Source organism: Sphingobacterium sp. UBA2480, from assembly GCF_002341965.1.
GTDB classification, from domain to species: Bacteria; Bacteroidota; Bacteroidia; order Sphingobacteriales; family Sphingobacteriaceae; genus Sphingobacterium; species Sphingobacterium multivorum.
Genome location: NZ_DDPA01000008.1, coordinates 89,981 through 115,334, shown reverse-complemented (window position 1 = coordinate 115,334; position 25,354 = coordinate 89,981). Strand labels below are relative to the sequence as shown.

Sequence of the window (25,354 nt, the reverse complement as noted above, 5' to 3'; positions counted from 1 at the left end):
TTAAAAAGTGAGTGAAAGTCCCATCAGGAATGATTTGGCCAAGGGCAGATAGCGCGTTCCGCTATTGAGCGAATAGGATTCTGGATCGATATCATTGCCGGCGGCGCTCCAAGTCCATAAATTATTCATCTGCAGGGTTAGTTTAACGTTTTGCATCCCAGCTTTATGGGCCAATTGTTTGGGCAATTGATAACCTACGGCTATGTTCCGAAGCTTGATATAATCAGCCGACAGAATCTGCTGATCACTATAGCGCCATAAAGTGGATAAGGTTCCTGCGGAAGAACGTAGGTTGTCTGGATAATCGACCAGTAAACGGGGATAATCGTTATTGGCTCCTTCTGCCCATCGGTTCACCAAGCCGGCGTTTGTGAGTTCATCGCTTGCCAGATCGATGGCATCTTTACGTAATTTATGTCCGCCAGAGAAGACAAACATGGCCGAAAGATCGAATGCTTTAAAGCGTAAGCGCTGATTGATAGACCCTGTGTATTTTGGGAATAGCGTGCCCATGTCGACCAACGCATCGGGCGAATTGATCGTATTAATTTTTGTAGGGGTACCGTTTTCATTAAAAACAACATTGGATTCGCCGTTTTGATCCAAAAAGTAAGGGTAGCCGTTCACCATTCCGCCATAGCGATAAGCCAGGACAGCGTTGTAGCTTCTTCCTTGGAAGAAATAATTCGTAGGTGAGCCAACATAGGACTGTGCGGTCGCAGTTAAGCCGTTGACTTTCTCGACCTTGTTTTTATTAAAGGAAAATACCAGTTGGGTGCTTGCTGTTAAATCTTTCTTTTTGAGCCATACGCCATTGATGTTAAACTCAATTCCTTTGTTGCGTAATGCACCATTGTTGATCACGCGTGAATTGGCACCTACGGTTGGGTCAAGAACAGCACCGATCAACAAATCGGAGCTATAGCGATTATAGGCATCAATACTAGCGGACAGGCGGTTGTCGAAAATCGAAAAATCTACACCGAGGTTTGTCGTTGTTGTTTTTTCCCAGCGCAGCATGGGGTTTGGTAATGATTTTTGTTCCAGATATTGCAGGTAGGGGAAAAGTTTATCGGATTTCCAGGTAGCCGTACCATAGCTTGAACTTTCTTGGTCCACGTTACCGGTAATACCGTATGTTGCCCGTAGTTTGAGGGAATTCAACCAGTCTTTATTTTTCATAAATTCTTCGTTGCTGACATTCCAGCCTGCTCCGACAGACCATAACGGACGGTACTTAAACTTCGGATCTACCCCAAAGAGATCTGCCTGATCCACCCGTATGCTTCCCGTGAGGTTGTATTTGTTGCTGTAGGTATATCCGGCATTGGCGTAAAGCGAGGTGAAGCGGTGTAAGGTTTCCTTTTGTGCGACGCCATTCAGGTCGCTCAAGCGGACATTCCCCCCATAGATATAGCTGGTGATACCAGATTTACTCAATGTGGCCCAGTCGATGGTGGTGGAGGTCAATGTGACGGGATTGTACCCCACAAGTAATTGTTGGATAGGGCGCGGTACATGCGACTGACGCATCTCGAAGCCGGCCAGGGCGGTTAGCTGATGTTGGCCATATCGGCCAAAGGTATTATCATAATTAAATTGATTCCGGAAGGTATAGTTGTACCGTTTGGATTCGAATTGATAGTAGCGGCCTCCTGCTGGCAGGTTTTTCGTGTATACTCCTGTGGCATTATTGTAGCTTACCATCGCGTTTGAGGCAACACGCATCATGTAGCTATCTTCGTCGTAGAAACTTTCACGGGATGCTTGCCCCAATTCATAGGAAAACTGCGTTTGAAAAGAGAGGCCTTTGTAAATAGTGGCCCGCAACGATGTGAATGCGCGAAGATTTAAACTCTTGTTGCTCTCGATGCCTTCGCCTAAGGCTTCAAGGACATTAAAGGATGTACTTTTTAAATTTCCGTTGGCAGCGATCTGTTCTGCTGTCTCGCCGTTGATGGCCGATCCAGGCCCGATAGAACTTGAAAGATCCACGTAAGGCGCATATACTAGGTTGCCATTTTCATCTTTAATGCGTGTATAACGAGGCTGTAAGAACAGATCATTGTAAATGCCATCTGTTTCTTTATTTACTGAATATGTGCCGTTCAATCCGACTGTTGCATTCAACCATTTGGTTATATTAAAGGCCGATTTTAGATACAGGTTAAATTTCTCATTTTTTTCGTTGATAACCTGTCCTTTTCCTTTGTCGTAGTTGAAGGATACAAAGGTGTTGCTTTTGGACGAATTCTGGGAAATACTTGCATTATATCTTTGGCGTGTTTCATTTTGCCAAACATTATCAGTAAACTCCTCGATGTAATCGTTGTTCCGCCAGGTATTTATTGTTGCATCCCGTTCTTGCTGAGTAATTGTCCCGATGGACTCTTTACGAAATAGATCGTACAGCGGTGAATAGTATTTTAAGCTTCCACTACCCAACTTTCCATAGTAATTGAACAAAGATGCGGTATTCGCATAGCGCGAACGCTCTTTGTTGTAAACATCAATTTCGTAGTCGATCAGATCGGACGTACTGGCATAATGCATATTGGCGATATCCGGTTTCTGCGTAATGAATTGATCGACATTAAAGTTAACAGAAACGCCTTGCCCTTTTCCTTTTTTTGTGGTTACGACAATAACTCCATTGGCTGCCCTGGCTCCGTAAATCGATGCAGCTGTTGCGTCTTTCAGGACGGTCACAGACTCGACGTCATAGGGGTTGATATCGTTTAAGGTGAGCTCGGTGGGTAAGTCGTCAATGACGATGAGCGGATTGGTGGTCACGTCACTGGAATAGGTGCCGATTCCGCGAAGTACGGGATTGTCTGCAGCAGCGCGCGCGGGGTTTTTGATATAGGTCAACCCAGCTACTTGGCCTTCCAGGGCGGAAGCCAAATCGACATTAATCTGTTTGTTTAACTGGTCATTGTTGATCATGGAATAGGCTCCAGGACTACGTTCTTTGCTGATTCGTTGGTAACCTGTTATCATAATTTCGTTGAGCATAGATTCCTTTGCACTCAACATCACACGGACCGGTCTTGTTACTTGTTCAGGACTGAAACGCATGAGTTTTTCATTAAAAGAGACATGTCTAAACGACAATTGGATCTCCGGGCTGGTCACGTTTAGCTCAAAATCACCATCGCCCGAACTCATCGCCTGGCTATTGTCCTGCAGATTATGAATCGAAACACCGGCAATGGTATTGCCCAGACTGTCGATTACTTTTCCGCGTACGAGCTGACTATTGGTCGATACAGTTTTACGATAGAGAATAATCCGTTTATTCTCTAGGCGGTAGCTGAAAGGTTGATCCTTAAACAAAATGGATAAGGCATCTTCAACGCTTGATAGTTTGAGGTTAACGCTGATGGGGCGGGCCGATTTTAATAGGCTGCCGTCAAAGACAAATTCATAGCCGTAGCGGTCCGATAGGCTCGTAATCACCTCTTTGACATTGGCATTTTTAAAATTTAACTGTACCTGCTGGGCATGTAGTTCGTAGGGGTCAATCATGCTCATCAAGGCAATTCCAGCGACCAAACTCAGGTATTTCCGCAAAAATACCGGTCGCTTTTGGGTTAGGTAGGACATGGTAGATGAAGGTTAATGTACTATTTAGTTGTTATTTTTTATACGTAGTTTTTAATATGATTTTTTTATTGTTCAATTGAAAGTCTAGGCCGCTTGCTTCATTTAAAAGGTGTAGCATTTCCTGTAATGGGATATTTTTTCGGACCTTCATATAGATCGATTGATCCCTAGGCAACGCGATGGTATCGACATCGACGCCATACCATCTGGACAAATCAGATAAGATCACACGGAGCGACTGGTCCCGATAGTCAAAGTAGCCAACTGTCCAGGCGACGGCCTGCTTTGGAGTTAAATGTTCGATATGTATTCCTTTTTGATCAGTTACAGCTGTTTCCCCTGGACGAAGTATCATCCTCTCAGCTGTGCCCGATTTGCTTAAAGCGATCCGTCCGGACAGCAGGGATGTTGTAACAAGTCCGTCGCTTGCATAATTTCGTACGTTAAAGACCGTTCCCAGCACTTCAACTTTTGTGGTACCAGCAGTTACAGTAAAGGGCCTCTGCGCATCATGAGCAACCTCAAAGTATCCTTCTCCTTCTAAGAAAACCTCTCTTCTGGCTACATCAAAAGGAATCTGAAACCGTAGGGTAGATGCGGAATTCATGGTAATCTTGGTCCCATCTTCCAAAACGAGCCTAAAGTCCGAATTGGGGGTATAGATCGTTTGCAAGCTTGGATTTTTGCCTATCGCTATTACTTTTACAGTTTGACTGTCGATACGGGAAAATGCAATGTCTCCTATTTGCCATACAGAATCAGTCTTGGGTAAAATGGCGATTTCCTTTCCGGACTTATCTTTAACATATAACGTGGGTGCTGAAGGCGCAGTGACATCGGTAGGTTTTGGACCTTGTCCCAAATAAAACCACGTCGCCAATCCAGCGACAAGTAGGATGGAAGCGGCGGCCCACCATTGTTGTTGTCGTCTTAAACGAATAGATTTGTTCTTCGATTCGTTTAATTTATCTTCCAACCGTCCTTTAATTATTTCGATATGCGAAGCAAAGGATTGGTCGGTTTGATCCTCCTCAAAATCATTCGATGCCAGCGAAGAAAGAGCTTCCAGCTCCGCGTCGCTTGCTTGATCGAAATAGTGTAGCAACCTATCGAGATCAACGCGATGGATACTTCCATTTAAATAGCTCTTGTAAATATTTTCTATTTTTTTTGCCATAGCTATAAGTTAATACGCAACTTATTAGCAAAAACACTATCGTAATCTTGATTTTTTTAAAAAAAATAGAATGTAACAAGAATTAACAAAATCTCATCATAATGGTCCTGTACAAATTGGCGGATATGTTGATTGGATTTGACCATCGCGTTGCTTACCGTGGATACAGAAATATTCAATTTTTGGGCCACTTCTTCGTAGCTTTTCTGCTCTAATTTACATAAGACAAATATTTCTTTTCTACGCTCGCTTAAGGTATTGAGTGCTCTTTCTAATAATTCCGCTTGCTTTTCATGCATATCGCTTTCTGTTTCCATGAGGTAGAGCTGCTCGAAATGGTGGTATAAGTTTTCCTGCATCGCGGTTTCTTTCGCTAATTTTCTATACCAAGAAATAACATCATTTTTAGCTATGGTAAAAATCCACGATTTAAAGCTTCGGTTTGGATCGATGCTGGCTCTTTTTTGCCAGACTTTCAGGAATACATCTTGCACGATCTCTTCACTGACCTGCTTATCTTTAACCATTCGCAAAATAGTGGAAAATAAGGTATGGCTATACTCGTCATATAAAGCAAAAAAAGACTGTTCGTTTCCATTGGAGAGCGAAATCAATAGCTTATTTTCTGCAGTAGCATCCATTGTAGAATTTTCAAAAGGGCAGATAGTATGCTGGTTAAACAGCTAATCAGCGATCAAATTTACAAATTTCAACTTAATATTAAGGGCGATAGCTTTCATACAGGTATTTATATGCAGTTAGCGTTTTAAGATTAAAATGGTATACGATATGAATGCCTGTGTAGAGAATCCACCCCAAGCTTCTGATCAAGCACGAAGGGAGTTTGGGAATAAGGGGGAAGTTTTAATCCTTATACAGCTGACCATAGAGATCGATAACTTTTTTCTGAAGCTGGATTATTTCCTCTTCCCGTTCTTTCAGCTTTTGCTGAATTGAAGTTATTCCGTCAACATAATCATTTAACTGATCTGTTTCTGAAAAAGATAAAAGCTGCACCGCTGTCAAATTAAATAACTTGCCGATCTGGATTAATCTGGAGAGATTAAGATCGGTAATGCCGGTTTCTATTTTTGAAAATGCGGGAATGGAAATCCCCAGTTTGTTTGCCACATCTTGTTGGCTCCAACCTTTTTGGTGGCGAAGTAACCTGATTTTTTTTCCTACTTTATTCATTTTAAACTTTCTTAAAGGTTAAGATACGAAAAAAGGCCTGAAAGAATGGCATCATTTCTGTTGCATTAATTTTTTAGAGTTCTCCTATATTTATTCATTCACGATTGCTAAATTTCTTTCTGTATGCCTTTTGATGAGCTCTTTTTGCTGTCGGTTCTGGAACGGTCTCCTTTAGCTACGGCTATTTATGATAGTGAGGACCTCAATATTGCCTTTGCCAACAAAGCAATGCTGGATACATGGCATGCAAGCAGCTCAATTTTAGGACATACTTTGTGTGCCTGTTTTCCCAGCTTTGAAAAAGAGGGGTTTTCATCTATTTTGAAAAATGTGTGGAAGACAGGGATTACCTATCGTGCCAAGGATACTCCGGCAGATATCGTATCCGGGAGAAATATTATCAAACGGTACTTTGATTTCGAGTACAAAGCATTATTGGACGAAAGGGGGAATACTTATGCTATTTTACATTCCTCATGGGATGTGACGGAACGAAAACTTGCCTATGATAAAGCTGAAAGCCAAAAAGAGCAAATATCTTTTAATAGAAAGCTGGATCTATTGTCCAATACGCTTTCACATGATTTAAAAAACCCATTATCCATTCTGAAGATGGGAAATGATATGCTGCGTAAAAATATAAGTCTGCCTAAAGATGTTCAGCAAAAATGGTTCGACAATATGCAAGCTGCCATAGAGAACATTCAGTCTATTATCAACCAAACCCTGCAGCTAAATAAAATAAGAGCTGTCAATCCGGTCAGGGAATGTTTAGATATGGATAAAAAGATCGCGGAATGGATAGATGAGGTAAAGCTTCTTTATCCAGCATCACAGTTGGAGTTTAGATTGGGAAATCTCTACAAGCTTGAGGTAGACTGTAGTGTCGCTTATCAGATTTTTTTTAATCTGATTTCCAATGCTGTGAAATATGCTAAAGATACCGAGCAGGATTATCTTGCGATCTATAGTGAAAAGACAAGCAAAGGGATTGTATACTATTTGGAAGATAATGGGATCGGTATTCCAGATGTAGACTTAGATGTTGTATTTAAAGCCCATGAGCGCGCAAAAAATGCGCTTGCAGCACAAGGCTCAGGGATAGGACTCTCCTTAGTCAAAGAGTTGATGGAACGTCTGGACGGGAATGTTAATCTCTCCAGTAAGTTGGGTAAGGGAACGATTATTCGCTTGTTCTTTCCGAATAATTAGGTATTGTTTCGTTATTGTCCGTTAAAAGGCAGTTTGCTAATATAAATGATTGCTGTATCTGTGGAAGTTGGATAAGTACGCTCATTCCCTTTAACAGACCACTCAAAACGAGTTCCTTCAGCGCCAATATAAAGTCGGTTTTTCTTATCGTGGTAAATATAGTTCAGTTGTCGGCGGAAAGGAAAATCAAGCAGCTGTTCACCTTTATCAGTAACCCTTACTAATTTGTCGGGCTGCATTAACGGACGTCCATATTCTTTGTCGATGATTTCTTTGGGCTGAGGGACGATTTTGTAAGATTCGTTTTCACTGATCTTTGTTTCTTTTCGATTGACCTGTATTTTATCATAGACTTCATACCCATATTTGCCCTTTCTGCTCCAATTTTTACCCTGGTCCAACGAGAATAAAGTCGGACTTGTCGAATGGTCTTGGAAATTACTTAAAGCCATCAGTTCTCCCTGATACATACTGAAACTTGGTATGCCAAATCCAGCATCGTTGACCATTTGCCACGAAACTCCTTTATCCGTAGTCATATAAATCTTGTACATGGTAGCGACAACCAGGGTGTCGTCGATATTGCCGTAAATAGCCGATGTGCCTCTAAGCTGTCCTGGGATACTCAATTTTGTCCAGGCAGCATCTCTTGTTTCAATATCGATACGACCCTTTGGATTAGAAGGGTCGTCCTTTTGGCAAGAGCTGAACAACAGGTTTAGGGCGCAGACAAAAAGTAGGGATCGTAGAGTCATTTTAAATTGCATGTTTTTTGCGATTTGAGTAAACAAGCTGTGTGATTATTAAGCTTTATATAATTTTAAAGATAGTTATAATAACTGAAAGTTATTGTATGGTTCAAATTTTATTTCTCTAGCAGTTAGCATATTATATGGGGCCGCTCAAAAGTCTTCCAATCGGACATTTATCTAATTGGATGTAAGTAATAAATCTATTGTACTTATTCAAAAATTGGTTTATACCTATGGGAAGGGAAATTTCAATTATAAACCATTTTATTCGTTGTTGTCTAAGTGAATTGATTAACTTTATGGAAACCAATAGCCTAGTTATGAAGTTATCATTACTTTCTTTATTTACTTTCTTCGTATTATCATTTGCTACAGCGCAATCATCCGTTGAAAAATCGCTTAAAATCGTTCCAAATGACTGGATAAAGGAAAATCTGGCGCATGCTAAAGTGAAAAAAAATCTAGTGTCGTATAAAGACAATTTTTTCCAATTTGATACGGTACGTCTAATTGGATTTATCGAAAATTATAGTCCTGCATTGGGATTTACAAGTGGTATTATTTATAGCAGCAATGAGCTGACCCGTGAAGATTACCCGACTACCGTACAAGTTTATCCAGATGGCCGTTTTGAGGTCAGATTCTTGGCCACGAATCCGAAAACTAGTTACATTATTTTTAAAAATAACCAATTTAAATTTTATATCGAACCGGGACAGACGCTAGCCTTGCGATTAAGAGTTACAGCAGATCAAAATTTAGCTCTAATAGGTTTCGAAGGCCCCCTTGCTGCCGAGAATAAGCAATTCAGTGGCTTTGATTGGGAAAATAATCAACGAGCCTTTTATCAGGGCATGGAAAGGCGTTTGAAAGAGCAACCAATTTCAGCAATCAAAAAGGAGGTCTTAGCAACCTGGGATTCGGTGCAAAATGAAGTAAGCGGACGGTTAAAGAAATCAGATTTTTCACCAAAAATAAAAAATCTGGTCCATAAGCAAGTTGCGCTCATGTATGCGGTACAATTAATGGATCTGCAAATGTATCGAAAGAATTATCTAAGTAGCAATCCTACAAATGCCTACCTAAAAGAACCGCTGCCCGATGATTATTTTAATTTTATAGCTCGCTTAGACCTCAATGATCCAGCTATTTTGGTGCAAAATGAATTTTCGACCTTTATCAACCGATTCGAGTATTCGACGCTATTTAGCCTGGATGCCTATTACGGAGCCTTAAATAGTCAACGTAAAGGGAATCTATATTTGGTATTGGATTCGGCAAATCGAAAATCTAATCCTACGATCGCTAATACATTGGTTTCTGAGGTTGCGAAACTGCGTACCTTGCAGTTTGCATTAAATGGTGCGGCTGATACAGTTGGGATAACAAAAACTACAGAACAATTATTGGCCGTGTTAAAAAATAGAGATTTAAGGTATGAAGCGCTCCAACTGGCCGAACGTGTGAAGAAGTCCAAAAACGGCTATTTGCTACCCCATACAACTGCTGCAACTATTTTTAAGAGCATGACAGATAAATACCATGGTAAAGTCGTTGTTGTGGATTTTTGGGCGCAGTGGTGCGGTCCCTGCCGTTCCGGTATTGAATCATCGCAAGGGAAGCGCTTAAAACTGAAGGATAATCCGAATTTGGTGTTTGTTTTTGTGACGGACGTCGATGGAACTCCAGATATGGAGTTTTATAAAGATTATACTGTTAAAAATAGCATGTTTGAATCCTATCGGGTTTCTGCCGATGAATATAGGGCTTTACGCGAATTATTTAAATTTAACGGAATTCCGAGGTATGTACTGATGGATCCTGATGGTAGAATTAGAAGTGATAATTTTCAAATGCATAATCTGACAACTGAACTTCCAAAAAATTATCCACAGCTGTTTACGTATCAACAGATGCAAGGGATCAACTAATTTGGTCTACAATAATGACATTACTTTTTAAACTAAAATACTAATTTAATTAGTATTTTGCTTGGGTATTTCCTATCTTTGTCTTGTTACCCAGTTGATTGGCGGATCTTTTGGTCAAGGCCTTTTTGCGGGATGGCACTGAAAAATGGATTTTGGTGCACACGGAAATAGAGGGCGGCAATGATCCGGGATTTTCACATCGGATATTTCAGTACCATTATCGTCTATTGGACCGATATCGAGTTCCAGTAGAGACAATAGCTGTTTTTACGGGATAAAGAAATAAATAGTAAATTTGACAAGTACATTTATCAAGTGACAGGAGGCACAATTGAAATGGGAGTTATCGAAACAATAAAAAGACAGGAACGAGAAAAAGGGGTTCAGAAAGGTAAGATTGAAGGTAAGATTGAAATGCTTAGGGAGTTAGGTTTTACTATTGCTGAAATTTGCCAAAAGCTCAGTTTGGCCAAGCCTGAGGTTGAAAAGTATTTCAAAGGAGTATAAAAGCTGTAATTTTGAAATGGGAGTAATTGAAACAATAAAAAAGCAGGAACGGGAAAAAGGTCTTAAGACTGGCATTGAAAAAGGAAAGCGGGAAGAAGCTATTGCCATTGCAATGGAGTTCAAGAAAATGGGTTTACCTATTGCTGATATTGCTAAAGGAACCGGTCTTTCTATCGAAGAAATCGAAAAACTGTAATCAAATACTTTAAAGTTTATAGATATTTATTTTGAGCCATTTCCGAAAGGGAGTGGCTTTTTCAATGCTCTGATTTATATTGGGGTTTTTAAAATTCATTCCCTTCTAATGAAGACTCATTATCTTCTTGATTAGCTGTTGTTAAGTCGGATATCATGTGAAATCAATATTAGGATATAAAAATACGGTTAAAATATTGGAAAACAAGTTATTGTATCATTTGGTTGGGGGATGTCTCCGACATCTGTGTCGGGGACATCAGTGTTTTTTAGTGTAAGATGCTTATTGGCAGTTGATTAGTTGGAGCGTAGTAACACTTCTATTCTTTTCCTAATGTGTATTTCGGCCAGCTAAAATGATATAGGAACAGTTTGCTGAAATTGAAAAGTTAAAAATAACTTTTTTTGTTGTTTGAGTTTGCTTGAACTGCCAATTGGTCCATATCCGAGAATGATATTTTGTAGTTCATCTTTAATATCCTTTATTTATATCTACATCAAAGATTCGAATTTATATTCAAATTTGGGTTTGTTTCTATATGCCCCCTTCTAACGTAATCATTGGATGCTCACCTTTCCCGTAAGGGGAGATGGCTGGAAAGGATTTTAGAAACCTTTACTAGAGCATATAAGATATTGCTAAAAGCTCCAGGTTTCATCAATATTAGGATTAAACCGTCAAACAAAATGCTAATTTAATTAGTATTTTGTTTGACGGTTTCCTATCTTTGTACTGTTAACCAGTTGATAAATAATTATGAGTCCAAGAAGAAGGCGTGTAGACGATCCTTTATGGAAATCTATCTTAGAGCAAACATTTTCGCATTTTTTACGATTTATCTTTCCGGAAGCAGATGCTGTTTTTGATTTGAGTAGACCCTTTGATTATCTTGACAAAGAGTTTGAGCAATTATTTCCCCCGGAAAGCAATGGAAAGGGAGTCCGTTACGTGGACAAGCTTGTGAAGGTCTTTCTACGAGATGGGAGCGAGCAGTTTGTCCTCTGCCATGTAGAGATACAGAGCAACAAAGGCAGGGGCGATTTAGCTGAGCGCATGTTTCGTTATTTTTATAGAATATGGGACCGTTACAAGGTTCCAATTACAGCGATTGCGATCCTGGCAGATGAAAATAAAGGCTATCATCCTATGGTCTATAGCCAGCAATTTATGGGGACATCATTGCGCTATGATTTTAATAGCTATAAGATCTTGGATCAGGACGAGTTGATATTGCGTGCTAATGAGAATCCATTTTCTGTGATTGTCCTTACCGCACTTTTGGCGATAGTAAACAAGAAAGTGACCGATGAGGGACTGAAAGAAATAAAACATGATCTCTATGATGAGATGATGAAAAGAGAAATGGATAAGGGTACACGTCAAGGGCTCTATGATTTTTTAACTTATTACGTAAGTTTTGATAATGAGGAAGTTTTGAGTATATTTGAAGAAGAAATTAAAACAAAAATAGGAAGGAGCGATACTATGGGCACTCAAGAATATTTATTAGATAAAGCTGAAAAAAAAGGAATTCAGAAAGGTAAGATTGAAGGTAAAATTGAAGGTAAGCGCGAGGAAGCTATTGCCATTGCACTAGAGTTTAAGAAAATGGGTTTACCTATTGCTGATATTGCTAAAGGAACCGGTCTTTCTATCGAAGAAATCGAAAAGCTGTAATCAAATACTTTTAAAGTTTATAGATATTTATTTTAAGCCATTTCTGGAAGGGAGTGGCTTTTTTATTTTAAGGATGACCCAATATATTTTTTAACCCCATTTAGTTTAATATTGCTTTCAAATTTAGCTTTCCAAATCGCCATAATTTAAACATCAACTTGATTCTTTATGACTTTGTAAATTAAATCAGGATCTAGATCACATAGATCTGCCATCTTAAATATATGGGCAAAAGTAAATTTTTGGGGATTGCCTAATTTATCAAGGTATGAATTATATTGAAGGCCTAAAGCCTTGGCCATCTTAGTAGGCCCTTGTTTTTCTAATAACTTCATGGATTTTATGATGCCCGATTCAAATAAGGATTTTATTGCAAGGAAATCAGGATCAGTATTGTTAGATTTAGTTGAAGCATTCATTTTAAAAATATTTAGTTATTAAATGTTACTTTTTATTCATTAAATGAATCTTTTTATTTATTATTCGTAAATAATAATTTTGTTTTTTTAAATTTTGATTTTTATCTTTGATCTAGTATTCAAGATTAATAAGGTATTAAACTAAAGAGTCTCGACAGCAAATTCCGACAATTTGATTTAGAACGAGACGATAGGATAATGCCTATGATAGCTTTATTTGTACATTTGTACAGCTATAGCGTCATGGGCCCTATCGTAAACCGTTTCTAAAAGGCGTCGGAACCTTGCTGTACGGTGATAGGGCCTGCTATAGCCCTTTTCCCGAATAAGACTCACAATTATAAACGTGAGCATGAACCACAAAAAACAGACAACAAAAAATCTTATTACCGCTCCCGAGTAGCTCGGGTAGCTAAGTCAAATATAATTTGACCCTACACTGCTATGGATTGCATCACGCCAATATATAACCTTTGTGATTAACCATTCAAATGCGATCTAGCTCCTTAATTAAATTATTGTTTACCTGATCTAAGCAATCTTAGATTCCCGCAAAAAGCTGATTTCGGTTGGATAGGGAGAGCTATGCGCTATGGTCACAGCTAAAAACTAAACACATGAAAGCCATTTATGAAGATCTCCTGCATCTTGACAGGCCATTCTACGAGATCCATGAAGACAGTTACAATCCATTGGAATGTATCGAAAGCTTTTGGGGTAATTATCCGCTATCCACCATACGCGAGTACCTCTACGCATTTGATTTGAAATGTAAAACACTTGGGACAGCCTCCGAAAGCAAATTAGAAGCTGTACAGCAAACGCTCTTCTTAGCCGATATCCTGCGTGCTTTGATGGCGTATTTCCTGACGCATAGCCGTCATTTAGATACAAGCCAAGTAAAACTGTCAACATTGGAAGCCAATCTGGAGGAAATACAGTTGACCAAAAAAATCAACGATTTTTTTCAATCCATTAACCAACCAAAACCTTAAGATGATGAAAACAATACTATATAATTTACACAAGGCTTTTAAGAGCAAACGAGCATTAGCGATACTGCTGTGTTTGGTTTCTATGTTTAGTTTATCTGCTCAGACGCCCCGCAAGGACAGCGGGGCGGATGGGCTTCCTGTAGTAGAAGCTATCAATGTAGGCGATCGAGTTCCCGAAGATTTCTATACCCGACAGTATAAAGTTTTCACGAATGACAAGGCTATCACTACAGATCTAAAACATTTGAAAGGTAAGCTGGTCATCTTGGACTTCTGGGCCTCATGGTGCGGGATGTGTCTAACCCAAATGCCCAAAGGGGAGAAACTGAGCCAACATTATACAGATACGCTGGCTATGGTCCTTGTCAATACGAAACATCGCCGGGATGATCTCCAAAAAATTAAAAAGACCTACATCGAAACCTTATCTCGGATAGGAGGAAGCTCGCTCCCTACTGTGTATGATGATGAATACTTGATACGCTTGTTCCCTCATGCTTCAATTCCGAGATATGTATGGATCTCGCCACGTGGTACCGTGCTGGCAATTACAGGTCATACATTCGTAAATAAAGAACAGATTGATAATGTAATTGACTTGTTGAGGGGGCAAGGTAATTATGAATAGATGGTTAATTTACGCGCTGTTCATTACATTATGCTTCATGCAGATGGAATTAAGAGCGCAGCACAACTATACTGGAATAGTAGTAGATGAGTCAGCCCACCCAATTGCCGGCGCAAGCATTACGCTGTTAAAAACGAAAACGCAAACCAGGACAGATGGCGAAGGAAAGTTTCACGTTTCGGCGACTGATCTTAGTGAACGGCTATCTGTCAGCTACATGGGGTATGAAACGCGCGTACTGGCGCTTGCTGAATCTAAAAATAGGAACTTTTGGATCGTTCTTACCAAGAAAACAAATCAGCTTGAGGAGGTGATGGTCGAAACAGGCTATCAGCGCATTCCCAAAGATCGGGCTACAGGGGCTTTTGCACAGGTAGATGATAAGATCATAACGCAGAGACTGTCATCGGCCAACATTCTGGACCGCTTGGAGGGGAATTTTTCGGCCTTGCAGATGGATCGGCGCGATGGTACCAATCAGATCAATATCCGGGGTATCAATACGCTTTCCAGTGCGCTCATGGGACCACTAATTGTTGTCAATGATCTGCCTTTTGAGGGTGATATCAACGCGATTAATCCGAATGATGTGGAGAGCGTTACGCTACTTAAGGATGCTGCAGCGACATCGGTCTGGGGGGCACGGGCCGGAAATGGTGTTATCGTGATCAAACTCAAAAATCGCAATAAACAGGAGGGAACAGCGGTGGACTTTTCGTCTAATCTGACCATAACCGCAAAACCTGACCTGATGTATTTACCTAAAATGTCTTCGGCAGAGTTTATCGATGTGGAAAAAATGCTTTTTGATAAAGGATTTTACAATACCATATTAAACGGTACTAATTCGAATAGGGGTATTGTTTCTCCAGTTGTAGACGTCCTGTATGATCTTTCCAAAGGACTGGTCACACAAGAGGAGATGGATGCGCGTATCGAAAAATATAAGACACAGGATTATCGAAAAGACCTGCTCCGATACCTCTATCGCAATGGTGTCTTAAGCCAAAATAATATTGCACTGTCTGGTCGTGCTGAACAGAGTGGTTACCGGGTAGGGATCGGCTACGATAGAAATGCGCTCAGCAAAAGGGAAAGTAGTAATCAGCGGCTGGTGATCAATGGAACTTATCAGCTGAATTTCTGGAAACGCTTTAGGCTGGAGAGCAACCTGCTTTATTCCAATATGAAGAATAGTTATAATCCGGACCTCATTGATTATCCGATAGGTGTCGGCGGAGGTAGGACAAATCTATATCCTTACGCACAGTTGATGGATGATGCCGGAAATCCGCTGGCGATTCCATCACAATATAATTTTAGGTATATGGAGTCTGTAGCTACGCGCAATGAGGGACTGCTGGACTGGTTTTACCGGCCTTTGAATGAATTTGGTGTTTCCAAAGCCAATAACAATACCAATTATTGGAATGCAGGGCTTAAGCTGTCGGTCAAACTGTGGAATAGTCTGGAGATTACCGGCCAATATGGTTTTGAAGGGCAATTGGGGGCGAATCGGACCTTACGCGGACAGGAGTCTTTCTTTACGCGTGATCTGATCAACCGTTTTACGCAGATCGATAATGGGACGGTAAAACGCATTGTACCGCTGGGAGGGATACTGACCAATGGGAACAATAATTTCACCAGCCATAAGGGACGAGTGCAGCTCAATTTTGCGAAAAAATGGAGTAACCTGCATGAACTGAATTTCTTTGGGGGCTCTGAAGTGTCGGCACGTACGGAAGAAAGCAGCCAGTTTACAACCTATGGTTTTGATGAAGATCTGTACAATAGCCAACTGATAGATCCGATAAGTGCCTATCCGATCTATAATGGTCTGAGCGGATTGAGCCGTATTCCCTATACAAACGGGTTTGATAAAAGAATGCGTCGATATGTATCGCTATTTGGGAACGCTTCCTATACCCATCGGGGAAGGTATATCTTTTCGGTGAGCGGCCGGAAAGATGCCTCTAACTTGTTCGGCGTAAATGCCAACAACAAATGGAATCCACTGTGGTCGTCCGGCCTGGCATGGAAGCTGTCGGATGAAGCTTTCTTCCCGAAGAGTAAAATGGTTAATAGCTTGAAGCTGCGGTCTACATTAGGACATAGTGGTAATTCGGGTGGTATGACAACCAGTTTGCCTATTATCAGTTATATGTCGGGACTAAATACGGATGTCAGCACTTTTCCACGTGCCATCGTCTCCTTGCTGCCCAATCCATCGCTCCGTTGGGAAGATGTCCGCATGTTTAATGTAGCGTTGGACGCTACCTTGTTCAATAATCGGATTGTACTTTCCGCCGATGCATATTTTAAAAAGTCGACAGACCTTTTCGCCTCGGATCCCATCGACCCGACTTATGGTTTTAGTACCGTGCGAAGGAATGTGGCTATTGCTTCGGGGAGGGGTTTTGATATTGATCTCAATGCAAAAATATTGGATGGCAGCTTTAAATGGAATGCGAAGGTGCTGTTTACAATCAATAAGGATAAAGTGGACAAATATTATGGCGGTACCTGGCGTGCTTTGACTTTTACCTCTTATGCGGGGCAAAGTATTTCTCCAGTCGAAGGTAAGGCACTCTATCCTGTATTCTCTTACCGCTTTATGGGTCTTGATCCTGAAAATGGCGATCCGCAGGGATCGCTGCAAGGCGCTATCTCTAAGGATTATACTAAAATATTGGCAGACTCCATCCAAAATCTGGTGTACCACGGTCCTGGAATCCCGCCATATTACGGATCGTTCAACCAGACTTTCAGCTGGAAATCCTGGCTCTTGAGTGTCAATATCGCCTACAAGTTTGGCCACTTCTTCCAGAAGGAAACCATCCGGTACCTTGATCTTTTCAATGGTTGGCGCACCCATGGAGATTATGCCAAACGGTGGCAGCATCCGGGAGATGAATCGCAAACAACCGTTCCATCGATGACTTATCCGGCCAATTCAAACCGCGATGATTTCTATGCTTACTCGGAAGCCAATATTGGTAAGGGGGATATTATACGCTTACAGGATATTCGTTTGCAATATCAATGGCTGCTCATGCGTAAGTTTCCCGTACAGATTTATGCTTCGGCCAACAATGTAGCGCTGCTATGGAAAGCCAACAAATGGGGCATAGACCCCGATTTTAACAATATGCCTCCTGCTCGAAATTACAGCTTGGGGTTATCAATTCATTTTTAAAAGAAAGGAAGAAATTATGATGAAAAATATGATTTGGATAGGCATCTTCCTATGGAGCCTTTTCTGCCAGTCCTGTACTAAATTTTTGGACGAAAAGCCGCAGTTGTCTGCGGCTACTCCCGACAAGGAAGAGGACTTAAGAGCACTTTTGGACTTTGAGTCTCAGATCAATCTCTATTATCCAGGACTGATTGAATTGGGAACAGATGATTATTACCTGAACAATGATACCTACAGCAATATGCTGGCCAGTTTTCAGGAGGCTTATCGATGGGACAAGGAGATGATTACAACGGATGTCGCCTATTGGAGAGCATGTTATAATACCATTATGATCGCCAATATCGTGCTGGAGGGGGTGGATCGTCTGCAACCGATCAAAAATAAGGACATTGAGGGCGAAGCCCTATTTGTCCGGGGGCTGGCACACTTCTATGCGGCTCAGCTATATTGCCCGCTCTATGATAAGGCTGCGGATAGCCCTTTTGGGCTGCCGATACGGTTGACTTCTGATTTTAATGTGCCTGTTACACGTGCTACCGTACATGACACCTACAGACAGATTATTGATGATATCAAAGGGGCAATCCCATATTTGAGGGATCAGGCCGCTGAGATCAATAGACCGGGCAAACGAGCAGCGTATGCAGCATTGGCAAGAATATATCTGAGTATTGGAGACTATGAGCAAGCACGGTATTATGCCAATGAATGCCTGAGAATAAATGCAGATTTGATGGATTTTAATACCATCGATGCTAAGCTCAATTACCCCATCACGCCTAAAAACGTTGAGATGATCTACTATGGCTCGACTATTTCAGGAAGCGCTGCACTGAACAGTAGTCGGGCCAGAATACCTATGGCAGTATATAACCTATTTGATGCTAATGATCTCCGCAAACTCATTTATTTTAGATCCGTGAATGCAACAGAATATGCTTTCAAAGGTTATTACTCTGGACGTTCGGCTACTTATTTTGCGGGTTTTGCCAACGATGAGCTTTTTCTGATCCGGGCAGAATGCAATGCCCGTTTAGGAGCTACTGAGGCGGCCTTGGTCGATATCAATAAACTGTTGGAAAATCGGATCCGAAAGGGCTCATTTGCCGCATTGAAATTATCTGATCCGGAAGATTTATTGCGCTTGATCCTAAATGAGCGACGTAAGGAAATGTTATTTCGGGGTGTAAGGTGGTCGGATCTGAAGCGATTAAACCTCGAACCCAATCATGCCGTAAATTTAGTACGGGAGGTTATAACTAATGGAGAGACAAAACGATATGAGCTACCGGCTAACGATGCCCGTTACCTATATCCCATTCCCGCCGAAGTGATTAGTCAAAGTAATATTGAACAAAATCCGAGGTAAGAAACGGAAGCAGACTTCCGATGAGGGAAGCCTGCTTTTTTGTCTACTGGTTGGAGCGAAATGCTTGCACAGTAGTGTTGGTGTTAGAACTGGATACTGCATCTTCAATCTGATCCTCAACTGTCACGCCGGGTGATACTTGATGCGACATATCGGGCTGACCCGAACCGTTGTCTGGTGCTTTGATGGAACAGATCTCCTGGTCATCATCACCACACTCAAATTTAGGTGTCAACGCATAATTCGCTGGATTGGTTGGATCTGAATTGACCAGCTCATTATTGTACCAAGTCTGATCATCAAGTGATCTTGATACTGTTTTCTCAATTTTCACCTCTTCCTTTTCGGTGAAACTTTGGGCTCCATAAGCGAGACCCAATCCTAATACGGTTAATGCACCGGCGCGTAGCCAGCTGTTTCTTTTTGTAAGCATAAGCTTAAAGTTTAGTTTATAAAATGTTTATCAAAGTCAGCAATTTCGCTGGCTCCTGATACAAAGTTGCATGCAAAATAAGTCTGATATAGGCCTGTACCATAGGAGCTATTTTTGAGCATATTTTCCCGTCAGCAAGAAGTATTGGGCCTGCTGTACCGTGTGGCGCGAGATGCCGAGCAGATCTGCCTGCTCAATTTGAGTGGTCGCAGCTTTGATTTCGGGCAACAGCCTGGCAAAGTTGAGGTAGCGGTCAAAAGGTGAGTAGCCCAAGGTGGCCTGCCTAAGCAGAACCAGCTGCCTTTTCTTTTTATTGCCCAATACGTCAATCAATGTATCGATGGATTTTTCCTGTTCCTGAAACTGTCGTAGCACATGGTGTGGAATCGCAATAATAATTCCCGAACGGAGTGCCACTATATGCCCGCTGTGTAGATGATGTGTATAGAGGTGATTGGTCGTCATCAAAGCCATGTTTGGAATAGCCAGGCTCATAATCCTGCGCTTGCCGGTTTCAGTGCTCTCTTCGACCCGCGCCAGGAGGCCTTTCGCGACAAAATAGGTCATCTCCAAATGACGGTCAGCTGGACTGAGTTGCTCGCCTCGTTTGACTATCTTGACTTTGAGGTTGTCCTTTACCCACTGATAGTGAAAATGATCTATCGTGTGGTATTTCCCCCAAAAATCGAATAGTAGTTTGAATCCCGCCTTGGGATTATGCTTAATTGACATAATAACTTATTTTTTTGGTTTATCTGGCTTACTGTCAGTAATATATGTTGAACTAACAAAACTACGACGATTGAAAATCATTGACGAAACTACCCCTATAAAGCCTTTTGCCTCTAGAAAAACCCCTTTTGCCCCCGAAATTATCTGCAAAATGGAAAGTTTAGGAACCAAATGGTAGATGAAGGCGATGTCCTTTGACTCTCCAATTATTAGTTGAATTTTTACTCCCGATCGATCCACAGTCTTCAGTGCCTGAAGCCGTCAAGCTGTTGCGAGAACAGCCTATGGTTTATTTTTTACGAGATACAGCGTGGAAATAACAACACTATTGGCCCAATTTGGACTATACAATCCACATCCTCTGACCATCACTGACCTAATGTTAGGTATTGATGAAGAGGACGATGGAGGGAAATGCAACATCGTTTTCCCTTAAGAGCATGATGATAACTGAATATGCTGTGCCTTATCCTGAGGCATAGCATATTCCCAATATTAACCCTAAAATATTTTATATGCAATTTACTTGGAGAGCCGCAATGCAGGCTTATACCGAAAAGGACTGGCGGGACTTTGTTTTTTTCTCGGCCAATGTGCAGCATCTTTTGGGTATCTATCAGCTCGATATCCAGCAAAATCTACACCGTGCGGCGATCAATTTCTCAAGACGGCAGGCAGAAACGGATGCCACTAAATTTCAGTTCAAAGACGAAACCAATTTGATTTTACCTGAGCGTGCTCAATTTATCCTAAGTTTTCATTTTGGCTACTATCGGGCTGTTCCTGCCTTTCTGGTTCAGCGCGGCTATAAACTTTGTATTCCTGTGGCTAAAGATGTTATGTTGCAGCAGTCACAGCATTACGCAACTTTGCTCGGTGATCGTTGGCAAAAACAAGTTGTATTTCTGGAAGCCGAGGATCCTTATCTTTTCTTTAAGTTACGGCAGCAGATGGATCTTGGTTATCACATATTCTGCTACCTTGATGGCGGGGTAAGTGCCGCAAAAGATTTCCAGGCGCAAAAATTAAGCGAAATCCCTTTTCTAAATGGCAGCATTAAAATAAAGCATGGGATTCTACATATGGCTTTTTTGCTTCAAAAAAATATAACCGTTTTGATTGCCAAAATAAGGGCAGAAAATGAGCCCATTACAATTTGTGCATTGAGTCATTGGTATAAAAACTGGTTTCCAAGCGCGGGGCAGTTTGCGGACTATTTTAGCCGCATCATCTATCAGGATTTTGAAGAGATCCTATTGGAATATCCGGAGGCTTGGGAAGCCTGGTTTTACCTGCACAAAATCATGTCACCAAGCTCGGATGTAGCAACCTGGTCGGCAACTAATCGTATAATTTCATTTAGCATGAAAGAGAAACAGCTGCTGCTTGATAAGTTTACTTACCTGAGTTATCGCTTGCCTGGAACTATTTTTTGAAAAACTGATCTAGATACTTGTTTAAACATGATGTTATAATTATCTTTAGGTTATCAATATAAACCAATAATATGAATAGGTTCTTTAAAGGAAAGTGGTTGTTGCACTGCTGTTTCTGGATAGGATATAGTTTTTATTTTTTCGTGGTAAATGCACTGGGCAATTCCAGACTGAATCTGGGAGCTTCCTTCATCACCGTGTTTTATTGTGCGATTATCTTCTATGCGTTGTATCTGATCTTGAAGTATGTTTACGATCGGGGGCATATACTGGGAACTATAGTGTTGATGATAGGCTTTTATTTACTCTCCGCCCTGATCGTGTACTATGAATTATATGGAAGATTTGGACTGGAGATTATAAATAATAGGTATGTCATAAATAAACACGCTTTTAGCTGGGCGAAGTATATCCAGACCTTTCTCGTCATGCACAGTAATTATACGGTCATGGCGGTGGGCTATTATTACTATAAGAGTAAGCTTCGCGAATCAAATGATAAACTTGAAGCTGTAAATGCACGTCTCGCCGCAGAATCAACGATGAAATCCTTTCAATATACAACCTTATCTGCGCAGGTGCATCCGCATATGATGGCGAATATCTTTAGCCATTTAAAAAATAAGGTAGACCCTTATGATGTTGAATTGGGTATGCAGCTTTCGGAAATTTATCGCTTAATGAAATTCTATATGGAGGCTCATCACGTGGAGGGGGCAACCCATATTTTATTAGCGGATGAAGTGACAGCACTGAAGCAGTATCTGTCCATACAGGAGAAAGTCGAACCAAATCCTTTTTACATAAAACTTTCCTGCTCGGGTAACCTGATGCGATTTAGTATTGCACCAACAGTATTGCAGACGCTCGCTGGTAACTTATTTAAGCATGCGGACTTGTGGGATAAGGATCAGCCAGCCCGAATCGACATCCTTGTCGGCCATGCCGGTTATCGGATCACTGTTAGAAATAGAAAACGATGTGGTCCTCAAATCCTACCAAGTCACGATGTGGGACTTCGGAATGTACGAACACGCATGGATTACCTCTTTGGAACTGACTTTTCGATGGAAGAAAAGCAGGACGATGAGCATTATGAACTCACGTTATGCGTGCAGCGCTACAACTAATTAAAGGAACAAAAAATGACGGAAAATATGAATAGAATATGGATAGGAATCATCATTGATGACCAAAAGTCGCATATCGACCATCTGCTTGAGATGGTCGAAGAGATTGGCTATGTGCAGATTGCCAAAACATTTAGTGATCCACAGGAAGCCCGGATTTTTCTGCGTGCCAACAAAGTGGACTTTATGATCCTCGACGTGGAGCTTGGAAGGATTAACGCTTTCGATTTTTTAAGAACCTTGCCTAGCTCAAATCTAAAAACGATACTTTATACGGCACACCGCCAATACGAAGATCCTGGATATGATCTCGGTGTAGTTGATGTGCTGCTCAAAGACGTGTCTAAAAGTCGTTTCTATGCGGCACTGCGCCGAGTGGATGAAGCGCTCGCTAAATTGATCCCACTATCTGATCATGATTCACTGGAAAATTATACCTATTATTTTATGATCAAAGGGCCGGTGCGTTATCAGCGTACGGAGGTCCGTATGAAAGAACTCGTGTATGTCGAAAGTGCCAATGGCCAGGTTAAATTTCACATGATCGGGGGTAAAACACTTAGCTGCAGCAGTACCATGCGGGAAGTACTGGGGGGACTGCCGGTTAAGTGGTTTAAGCAATGCCATCAGAGTATTGTAATTAATATCAATTTTTTTTACAGCTATGGAGTCGGCGGTGTCTTGATGACCGAAGGGACGAAAAAAACACTTCCTGTAGGTGATAAGAAACTGTATGCAGACTTCTTTGGCTTCATTAACTCCAATATCCTTGGTGGATAAGCATATTTGTCATTATAAACAATTAAAAATATGAGAAAAGATTCGTTTAACAATATCGGCCGCAAGACAGATGCGCATCTCTTGCAGGCTTTACATATACTTTTTACAGAAATACAAATATTAAAAAGAGTAATTCAGGATAGCTTTCAGACAGCGGATACCACTGTCGAACTTCGTGATACAGCATTTGTCAAAGACACCATAGGCGTATCGGACCGTACGTTGCTGCGGTATCAAAACTTAGGCCTTATTCGGGTGTACCAGCGCGAAAAAGGAGGCAAAAAGTATTTTAAGCTTGATGACGTGCTCCGGCTCAAACGTTACTTAAATGGCTAGGCGCCTCGTACCTGCTTATGCCTTTATTCACTCCTTCCATAGCCTTTGTTCGCTGATATCCCTAGTCTGCACCTAGTTTAGACCTAGTGTTTACCTACTAAACTAGGTGGGAACTAGGGGCTCCGCCGGTAGCTGATAGGTTAACCTCAGACGCAGGTCATAAGCAGCCCTGTCGATGGTCTGTGCAGCGGCTTTGGCGATGGATACTGGCGGTCGTCGGACAATTAGTAGGCAACCTTCGGACAAGCGTCGGACAATCTGCTCTGTCCTGTATTTTTCTGTTTATGAATGCCTTATGTTTGTTCTGTCAAGCAAAAATACCGGTATAAAAATCTTGGCGATTTATTTTTTAATCCTTAAAATTTTTAAAAATGGGAACAATAGTAAACGGAGCAAACGGGGGCTTTAGTGGTAAGGCCGGCTCAGTGATCGGTGCCAGCTGGAAGAGCATCAACTACATCAGAGGACTCGCTAAAAAGAGCAACAAACCTTATACGGAGGCGCAGCTCATCGTGCAGGCAAGATTTAAGACACTGATGCGCTTTCTGCTGCCAATCAATAATTTTCTAAAAATCGGTTTTGGCCAGAAGAAGGCAGACCGTATCACGCCACTTAACTATGCTTTTCAGCTGAATCAGGAACTGGCTATTCAGGGTGTTTATCCTGCACTAAATTTGGATTATAGCAAGATCAGAATTGCCGATGGAATCTATGGCGGTGGTGGAACAGTAGAAGCGGGGTTCGATGCAGATGCCCTAACAGTGGTCTGGTCGACGGCTAATAATGATGTCTACGAAACAAAGGGTGACGATCTATTTTATTTAATCTGTTATCATCCGGTGAAAGATGAATTCATGACTTCGCCGACCGTGGCGAAAAGGCAAGACGGAGAGGTCACATTTGGGGTACCTGAGCATCTGCTGGGTGATGCTGTGCATATCTGGTATTTTATGTCCGATCGGACAAAGACCAAAATCAGTAGAAGCAGTTATCTCGGTGAAATAATGCTCGCATAAGCTGGATCAATTGCCAGGGGATCATTTGCCCCTGGCAGATTTTGGAAAGGAAATTTGAACGTTATCGTTAGTACAGTTTCAGATGAAAAAAAGAAAACAAAATAAGACAATTGGGATGCTGCTGACGCAGCAGAAGTTTTACCTGGCGAGCCAATATCTGCTGCCATTGGCATCAATTATTAAGGATGGGTTTGCGCAGCGTGTACAGCGCGAAAAGGCAAAGCAACTGTCTGCACGCAATCTAGCGATGGCGCATGCTGTAAAATATGCTGTCAAGGGTGAGTATCCTGAGCTATATGTTGATCCGGCTCTTATCATGCTATCCGATGGCCCCGTGCAGGACGTAAGCGTCGAAAATATTACGCTGGAAAATAATGCCTTGCGGCTGAGTTTTGACGGTGGTGAGATTACAGCCTTGAACCACGATGACGAGTTGCTATTAGTGGTTTATGATCCGATAGCCGGGGTTGCGATCCGTAATGAGACGCTAGTAAGGCGCTCGGAATCAGGATTAATGCTCCAACTTCCTGATTACATGCAAAATGTCGGTCTCGATGTCTTTATCTTGGTGCGCGACCGGAATCGAAACCGCTATTCGCGCAGTCAATATGTAGGTAAGGTATAAC

Annotated in this window: 24 protein-coding genes; 15 read left to right on the top strand and 9 right to left on the bottom strand. The window is 41.4% G+C overall.

Going from position 1 to position 25,354, the window contains the following annotated elements; genetic code table 11:
- From B3600_RS19325 to B3600_RS19310, 4 genes are all read right to left on the bottom strand, one after another.
- The gene (locus tag B3600_RS19325; RefSeq protein ID WP_286754087.1) at nucleotides 1-3,606 is read right to left on the bottom strand and encodes a SusC/RagA family TonB-linked outer membrane protein; all 3,606 of its coding nucleotides are present in this window, start codon (nucleotides 3,604-3,606) and stop codon (nucleotides 1-3) included.
- A gap of 31 nt (nucleotides 3,607-3,637) precedes the next feature.
- Nucleotides 3,638-4,783 carry a FecR family protein gene (locus B3600_RS19320; RefSeq protein ID WP_286754086.1) on the bottom strand — a complete coding sequence of 382 codons (1,146 nt, stop codon included), beginning with the start codon at nucleotides 4,781-4,783 and terminating at the stop codon, nucleotides 3,638-3,640.
- A gap of 56 nt (nucleotides 4,784-4,839) precedes the next feature.
- Nucleotides 4,840-5,424: an RNA polymerase sigma factor gene (locus B3600_RS19315; protein WP_286754085.1), complete on the bottom strand. Its 585-nt coding sequence runs from the start codon at nucleotides 5,422-5,424 to the stop codon at nucleotides 4,840-4,842.
- Nucleotides 5,425-5,647: 223 nt separating this feature from the next.
- On the bottom strand, nucleotides 5,648-5,977 hold the full coding sequence (locus B3600_RS19310; RefSeq protein ID WP_286754084.1) for a helix-turn-helix domain-containing protein: 330 nt from the start codon (nucleotides 5,975-5,977) through the stop codon (nucleotides 5,648-5,650).
- A 123-nt stretch (nucleotides 5,978-6,100) separates the two neighbouring features.
- Here B3600_RS19310 and B3600_RS19305 point away from each other — a divergent pair, with 123 nt between their 5' ends.
- Nucleotides 6,101-7,189 carry a PAS domain-containing sensor histidine kinase gene (locus B3600_RS19305; RefSeq protein ID WP_286754083.1) on the top strand — a complete coding sequence of 363 codons (1,089 nt, stop codon included), beginning with the start codon at nucleotides 6,101-6,103 and terminating at the stop codon, nucleotides 7,187-7,189.
- Between the two features lie 11 nt (nucleotides 7,190-7,200).
- On the opposite strand, the gene B3600_RS19300 is transcribed toward B3600_RS19305, so the two are convergent.
- Nucleotides 7,201-7,944 carry a hypothetical protein gene (locus B3600_RS19300; protein WP_286754082.1) on the bottom strand — a complete coding sequence of 248 codons (744 nt, stop codon included), beginning with the start codon at nucleotides 7,942-7,944 and terminating at the stop codon, nucleotides 7,201-7,203.
- Nucleotides 7,945-8,261: 317 nt separating this feature from the next.
- On the opposite strand from B3600_RS19300, the gene B3600_RS19295 reads away from it, so the two are divergent.
- The 4 genes from B3600_RS19295 (at nucleotide 8,262) to B3600_RS19280 (ending at nucleotide 12,252) form a co-directional block, all read left to right on the top strand.
- A complete protein-coding gene (locus tag B3600_RS19295; RefSeq protein WP_286754081.1) occupies nucleotides 8,262-9,872 on the top strand; it encodes a TlpA family protein disulfide reductase in 1,611 nt (536 codons plus the stop codon).
- A 336-nt stretch (nucleotides 9,873-10,208) separates the two neighbouring features.
- A complete protein-coding gene (locus B3600_RS19290; protein WP_286754080.1) occupies nucleotides 10,209-10,379 on the top strand; it encodes a hypothetical protein in 171 nt (56 codons plus the stop codon).
- Nucleotides 10,380-10,395: 16 nt separating this feature from the next.
- On the top strand, nucleotides 10,396-10,575 hold the full coding sequence (locus B3600_RS19285; RefSeq protein ID WP_286754079.1) for a hypothetical protein: 180 nt from the start codon (nucleotides 10,396-10,398) through the stop codon (nucleotides 10,573-10,575).
- Between the two features lie 756 nt (nucleotides 10,576-11,331).
- Nucleotides 11,332-12,252 carry a hypothetical protein gene (locus B3600_RS19280; RefSeq protein ID WP_286754078.1) on the top strand — a complete coding sequence of 307 codons (921 nt, stop codon included), beginning with the start codon at nucleotides 11,332-11,334 and terminating at the stop codon, nucleotides 12,250-12,252.
- A gap of 146 nt (nucleotides 12,253-12,398) precedes the next feature.
- Here B3600_RS19280 and B3600_RS19275 read toward each other — a convergent pair whose 3' ends face one another.
- Nucleotides 12,399-12,671, bottom strand: coding sequence for a hypothetical protein (locus B3600_RS19275; RefSeq protein WP_205400162.1), 273 nt, complete (start codon nucleotides 12,669-12,671; stop codon nucleotides 12,399-12,401).
- 617 nt (nucleotides 12,672-13,288) lie between these two features.
- On the opposite strand from B3600_RS19275, the gene B3600_RS19270 reads away from it, so the two are divergent.
- Genes B3600_RS19270 through B3600_RS19255 form a run of 4 tightly spaced genes read left to right on the top strand, consistent with a single transcriptional unit; the run spans nucleotide 13,289 to nucleotide 18,865 of the window.
- Nucleotides 13,289-13,666, top strand: coding sequence for a hypothetical protein (locus tag B3600_RS19270; RefSeq protein WP_286754077.1), 378 nt, complete (start codon nucleotides 13,289-13,291; stop codon nucleotides 13,664-13,666).
- A gap of 4 nt (nucleotides 13,667-13,670) precedes the next feature.
- A complete protein-coding gene (locus B3600_RS19265) occupies nucleotides 13,671-14,294 on the top strand; it encodes a TlpA family protein disulfide reductase (RefSeq protein ID WP_286754076.1) in 624 nt (207 codons plus the stop codon).
- A gap of 43 nt (nucleotides 14,295-14,337) precedes the next feature.
- The gene (locus B3600_RS19260) at nucleotides 14,338-17,493 is read left to right on the top strand and encodes a SusC/RagA family TonB-linked outer membrane protein (protein WP_286754075.1); all 3,156 of its coding nucleotides are present in this window, start codon (nucleotides 14,338-14,340) and stop codon (nucleotides 17,491-17,493) included.
- Nucleotides 17,494-17,509: 16 nt separating this feature from the next.
- Nucleotides 17,510-18,865 carry a RagB/SusD family nutrient uptake outer membrane protein gene (locus B3600_RS19255; RefSeq protein ID WP_286754074.1) on the top strand — a complete coding sequence of 452 codons (1,356 nt, stop codon included), beginning with the start codon at nucleotides 17,510-17,512 and terminating at the stop codon, nucleotides 18,863-18,865.
- Between the two features lie 43 nt (nucleotides 18,866-18,908).
- Here B3600_RS19255 and B3600_RS19250 read toward each other — a convergent pair whose 3' ends face one another.
- Entirely contained in the window at nucleotides 18,909-19,298 is a 390-nt protein-coding gene (locus tag B3600_RS19250) for a hypothetical protein (RefSeq protein ID WP_286754073.1), read from the bottom strand.
- Between the two features lie 108 nt (nucleotides 19,299-19,406).
- Nucleotides 19,407-20,030 carry a hypothetical protein gene (locus B3600_RS19245; RefSeq protein ID WP_286754072.1) on the bottom strand — a complete coding sequence of 208 codons (624 nt, stop codon included), beginning with the start codon at nucleotides 20,028-20,030 and terminating at the stop codon, nucleotides 19,407-19,409.
- A 515-nt stretch (nucleotides 20,031-20,545) separates the two neighbouring features.
- Between B3600_RS19245 and B3600_RS19240 the strand changes: the two genes are divergently transcribed.
- The 5 genes from B3600_RS19240 to B3600_RS19220 all read left to right on the top strand — a co-directional run bounded on the left by B3600_RS19240 (nucleotide 20,546) and on the right by B3600_RS19220 (nucleotide 24,728).
- Nucleotides 20,546-21,466 (top strand): hypothetical protein, encoded by a 921-nt coding sequence (locus B3600_RS19240; RefSeq protein WP_286754071.1) that lies wholly within the window; start codon nucleotides 20,546-20,548, stop codon nucleotides 21,464-21,466.
- Between the two features lie 71 nt (nucleotides 21,467-21,537).
- Nucleotides 21,538-22,596, top strand: a complete 1,059-nt coding sequence (locus B3600_RS19235) for a histidine kinase (protein ID WP_286754070.1) — start codon at nucleotides 21,538-21,540, stop codon at nucleotides 22,594-22,596.
- A 27-nt stretch (nucleotides 22,597-22,623) separates the two neighbouring features.
- A complete protein-coding gene (locus tag B3600_RS19230; protein ID WP_286754069.1) occupies nucleotides 22,624-23,376 on the top strand; it encodes a LytR/AlgR family response regulator transcription factor in 753 nt (250 codons plus the stop codon).
- Between the two features lie 30 nt (nucleotides 23,377-23,406).
- Entirely contained in the window at nucleotides 23,407-23,712 is a 306-nt protein-coding gene (locus B3600_RS19225; protein WP_286754068.1) for a hypothetical protein, read from the top strand.
- 371 nt (nucleotides 23,713-24,083) lie between these two features.
- Nucleotides 24,084-24,728, top strand: coding sequence for a DUF6266 family protein (locus B3600_RS19220; RefSeq protein ID WP_182983102.1), 645 nt, complete (start codon nucleotides 24,084-24,086; stop codon nucleotides 24,726-24,728).
- On the opposite strand, the gene B3600_RS19215 is transcribed toward B3600_RS19220, so the two are convergent.
- A complete protein-coding gene (locus B3600_RS19215) occupies nucleotides 24,701-24,895 on the bottom strand; it encodes a hypothetical protein (protein WP_286754259.1) in 195 nt (64 codons plus the stop codon). The genes B3600_RS19220 and B3600_RS19215 overlap by 28 nt on opposite strands.
- Here B3600_RS19215 and B3600_RS19210 point away from each other — a divergent pair.
- Nucleotides 24,811-25,353 (top strand): DUF6266 family protein, encoded by a 543-nt coding sequence (locus tag B3600_RS19210; RefSeq protein WP_349676822.1) that lies wholly within the window; start codon nucleotides 24,811-24,813, stop codon nucleotides 25,351-25,353. The genes B3600_RS19215 and B3600_RS19210 overlap by 85 nt on opposite strands.
- The last annotated feature ends 1 nt before the right edge of the window (nucleotide 25,354 follow it).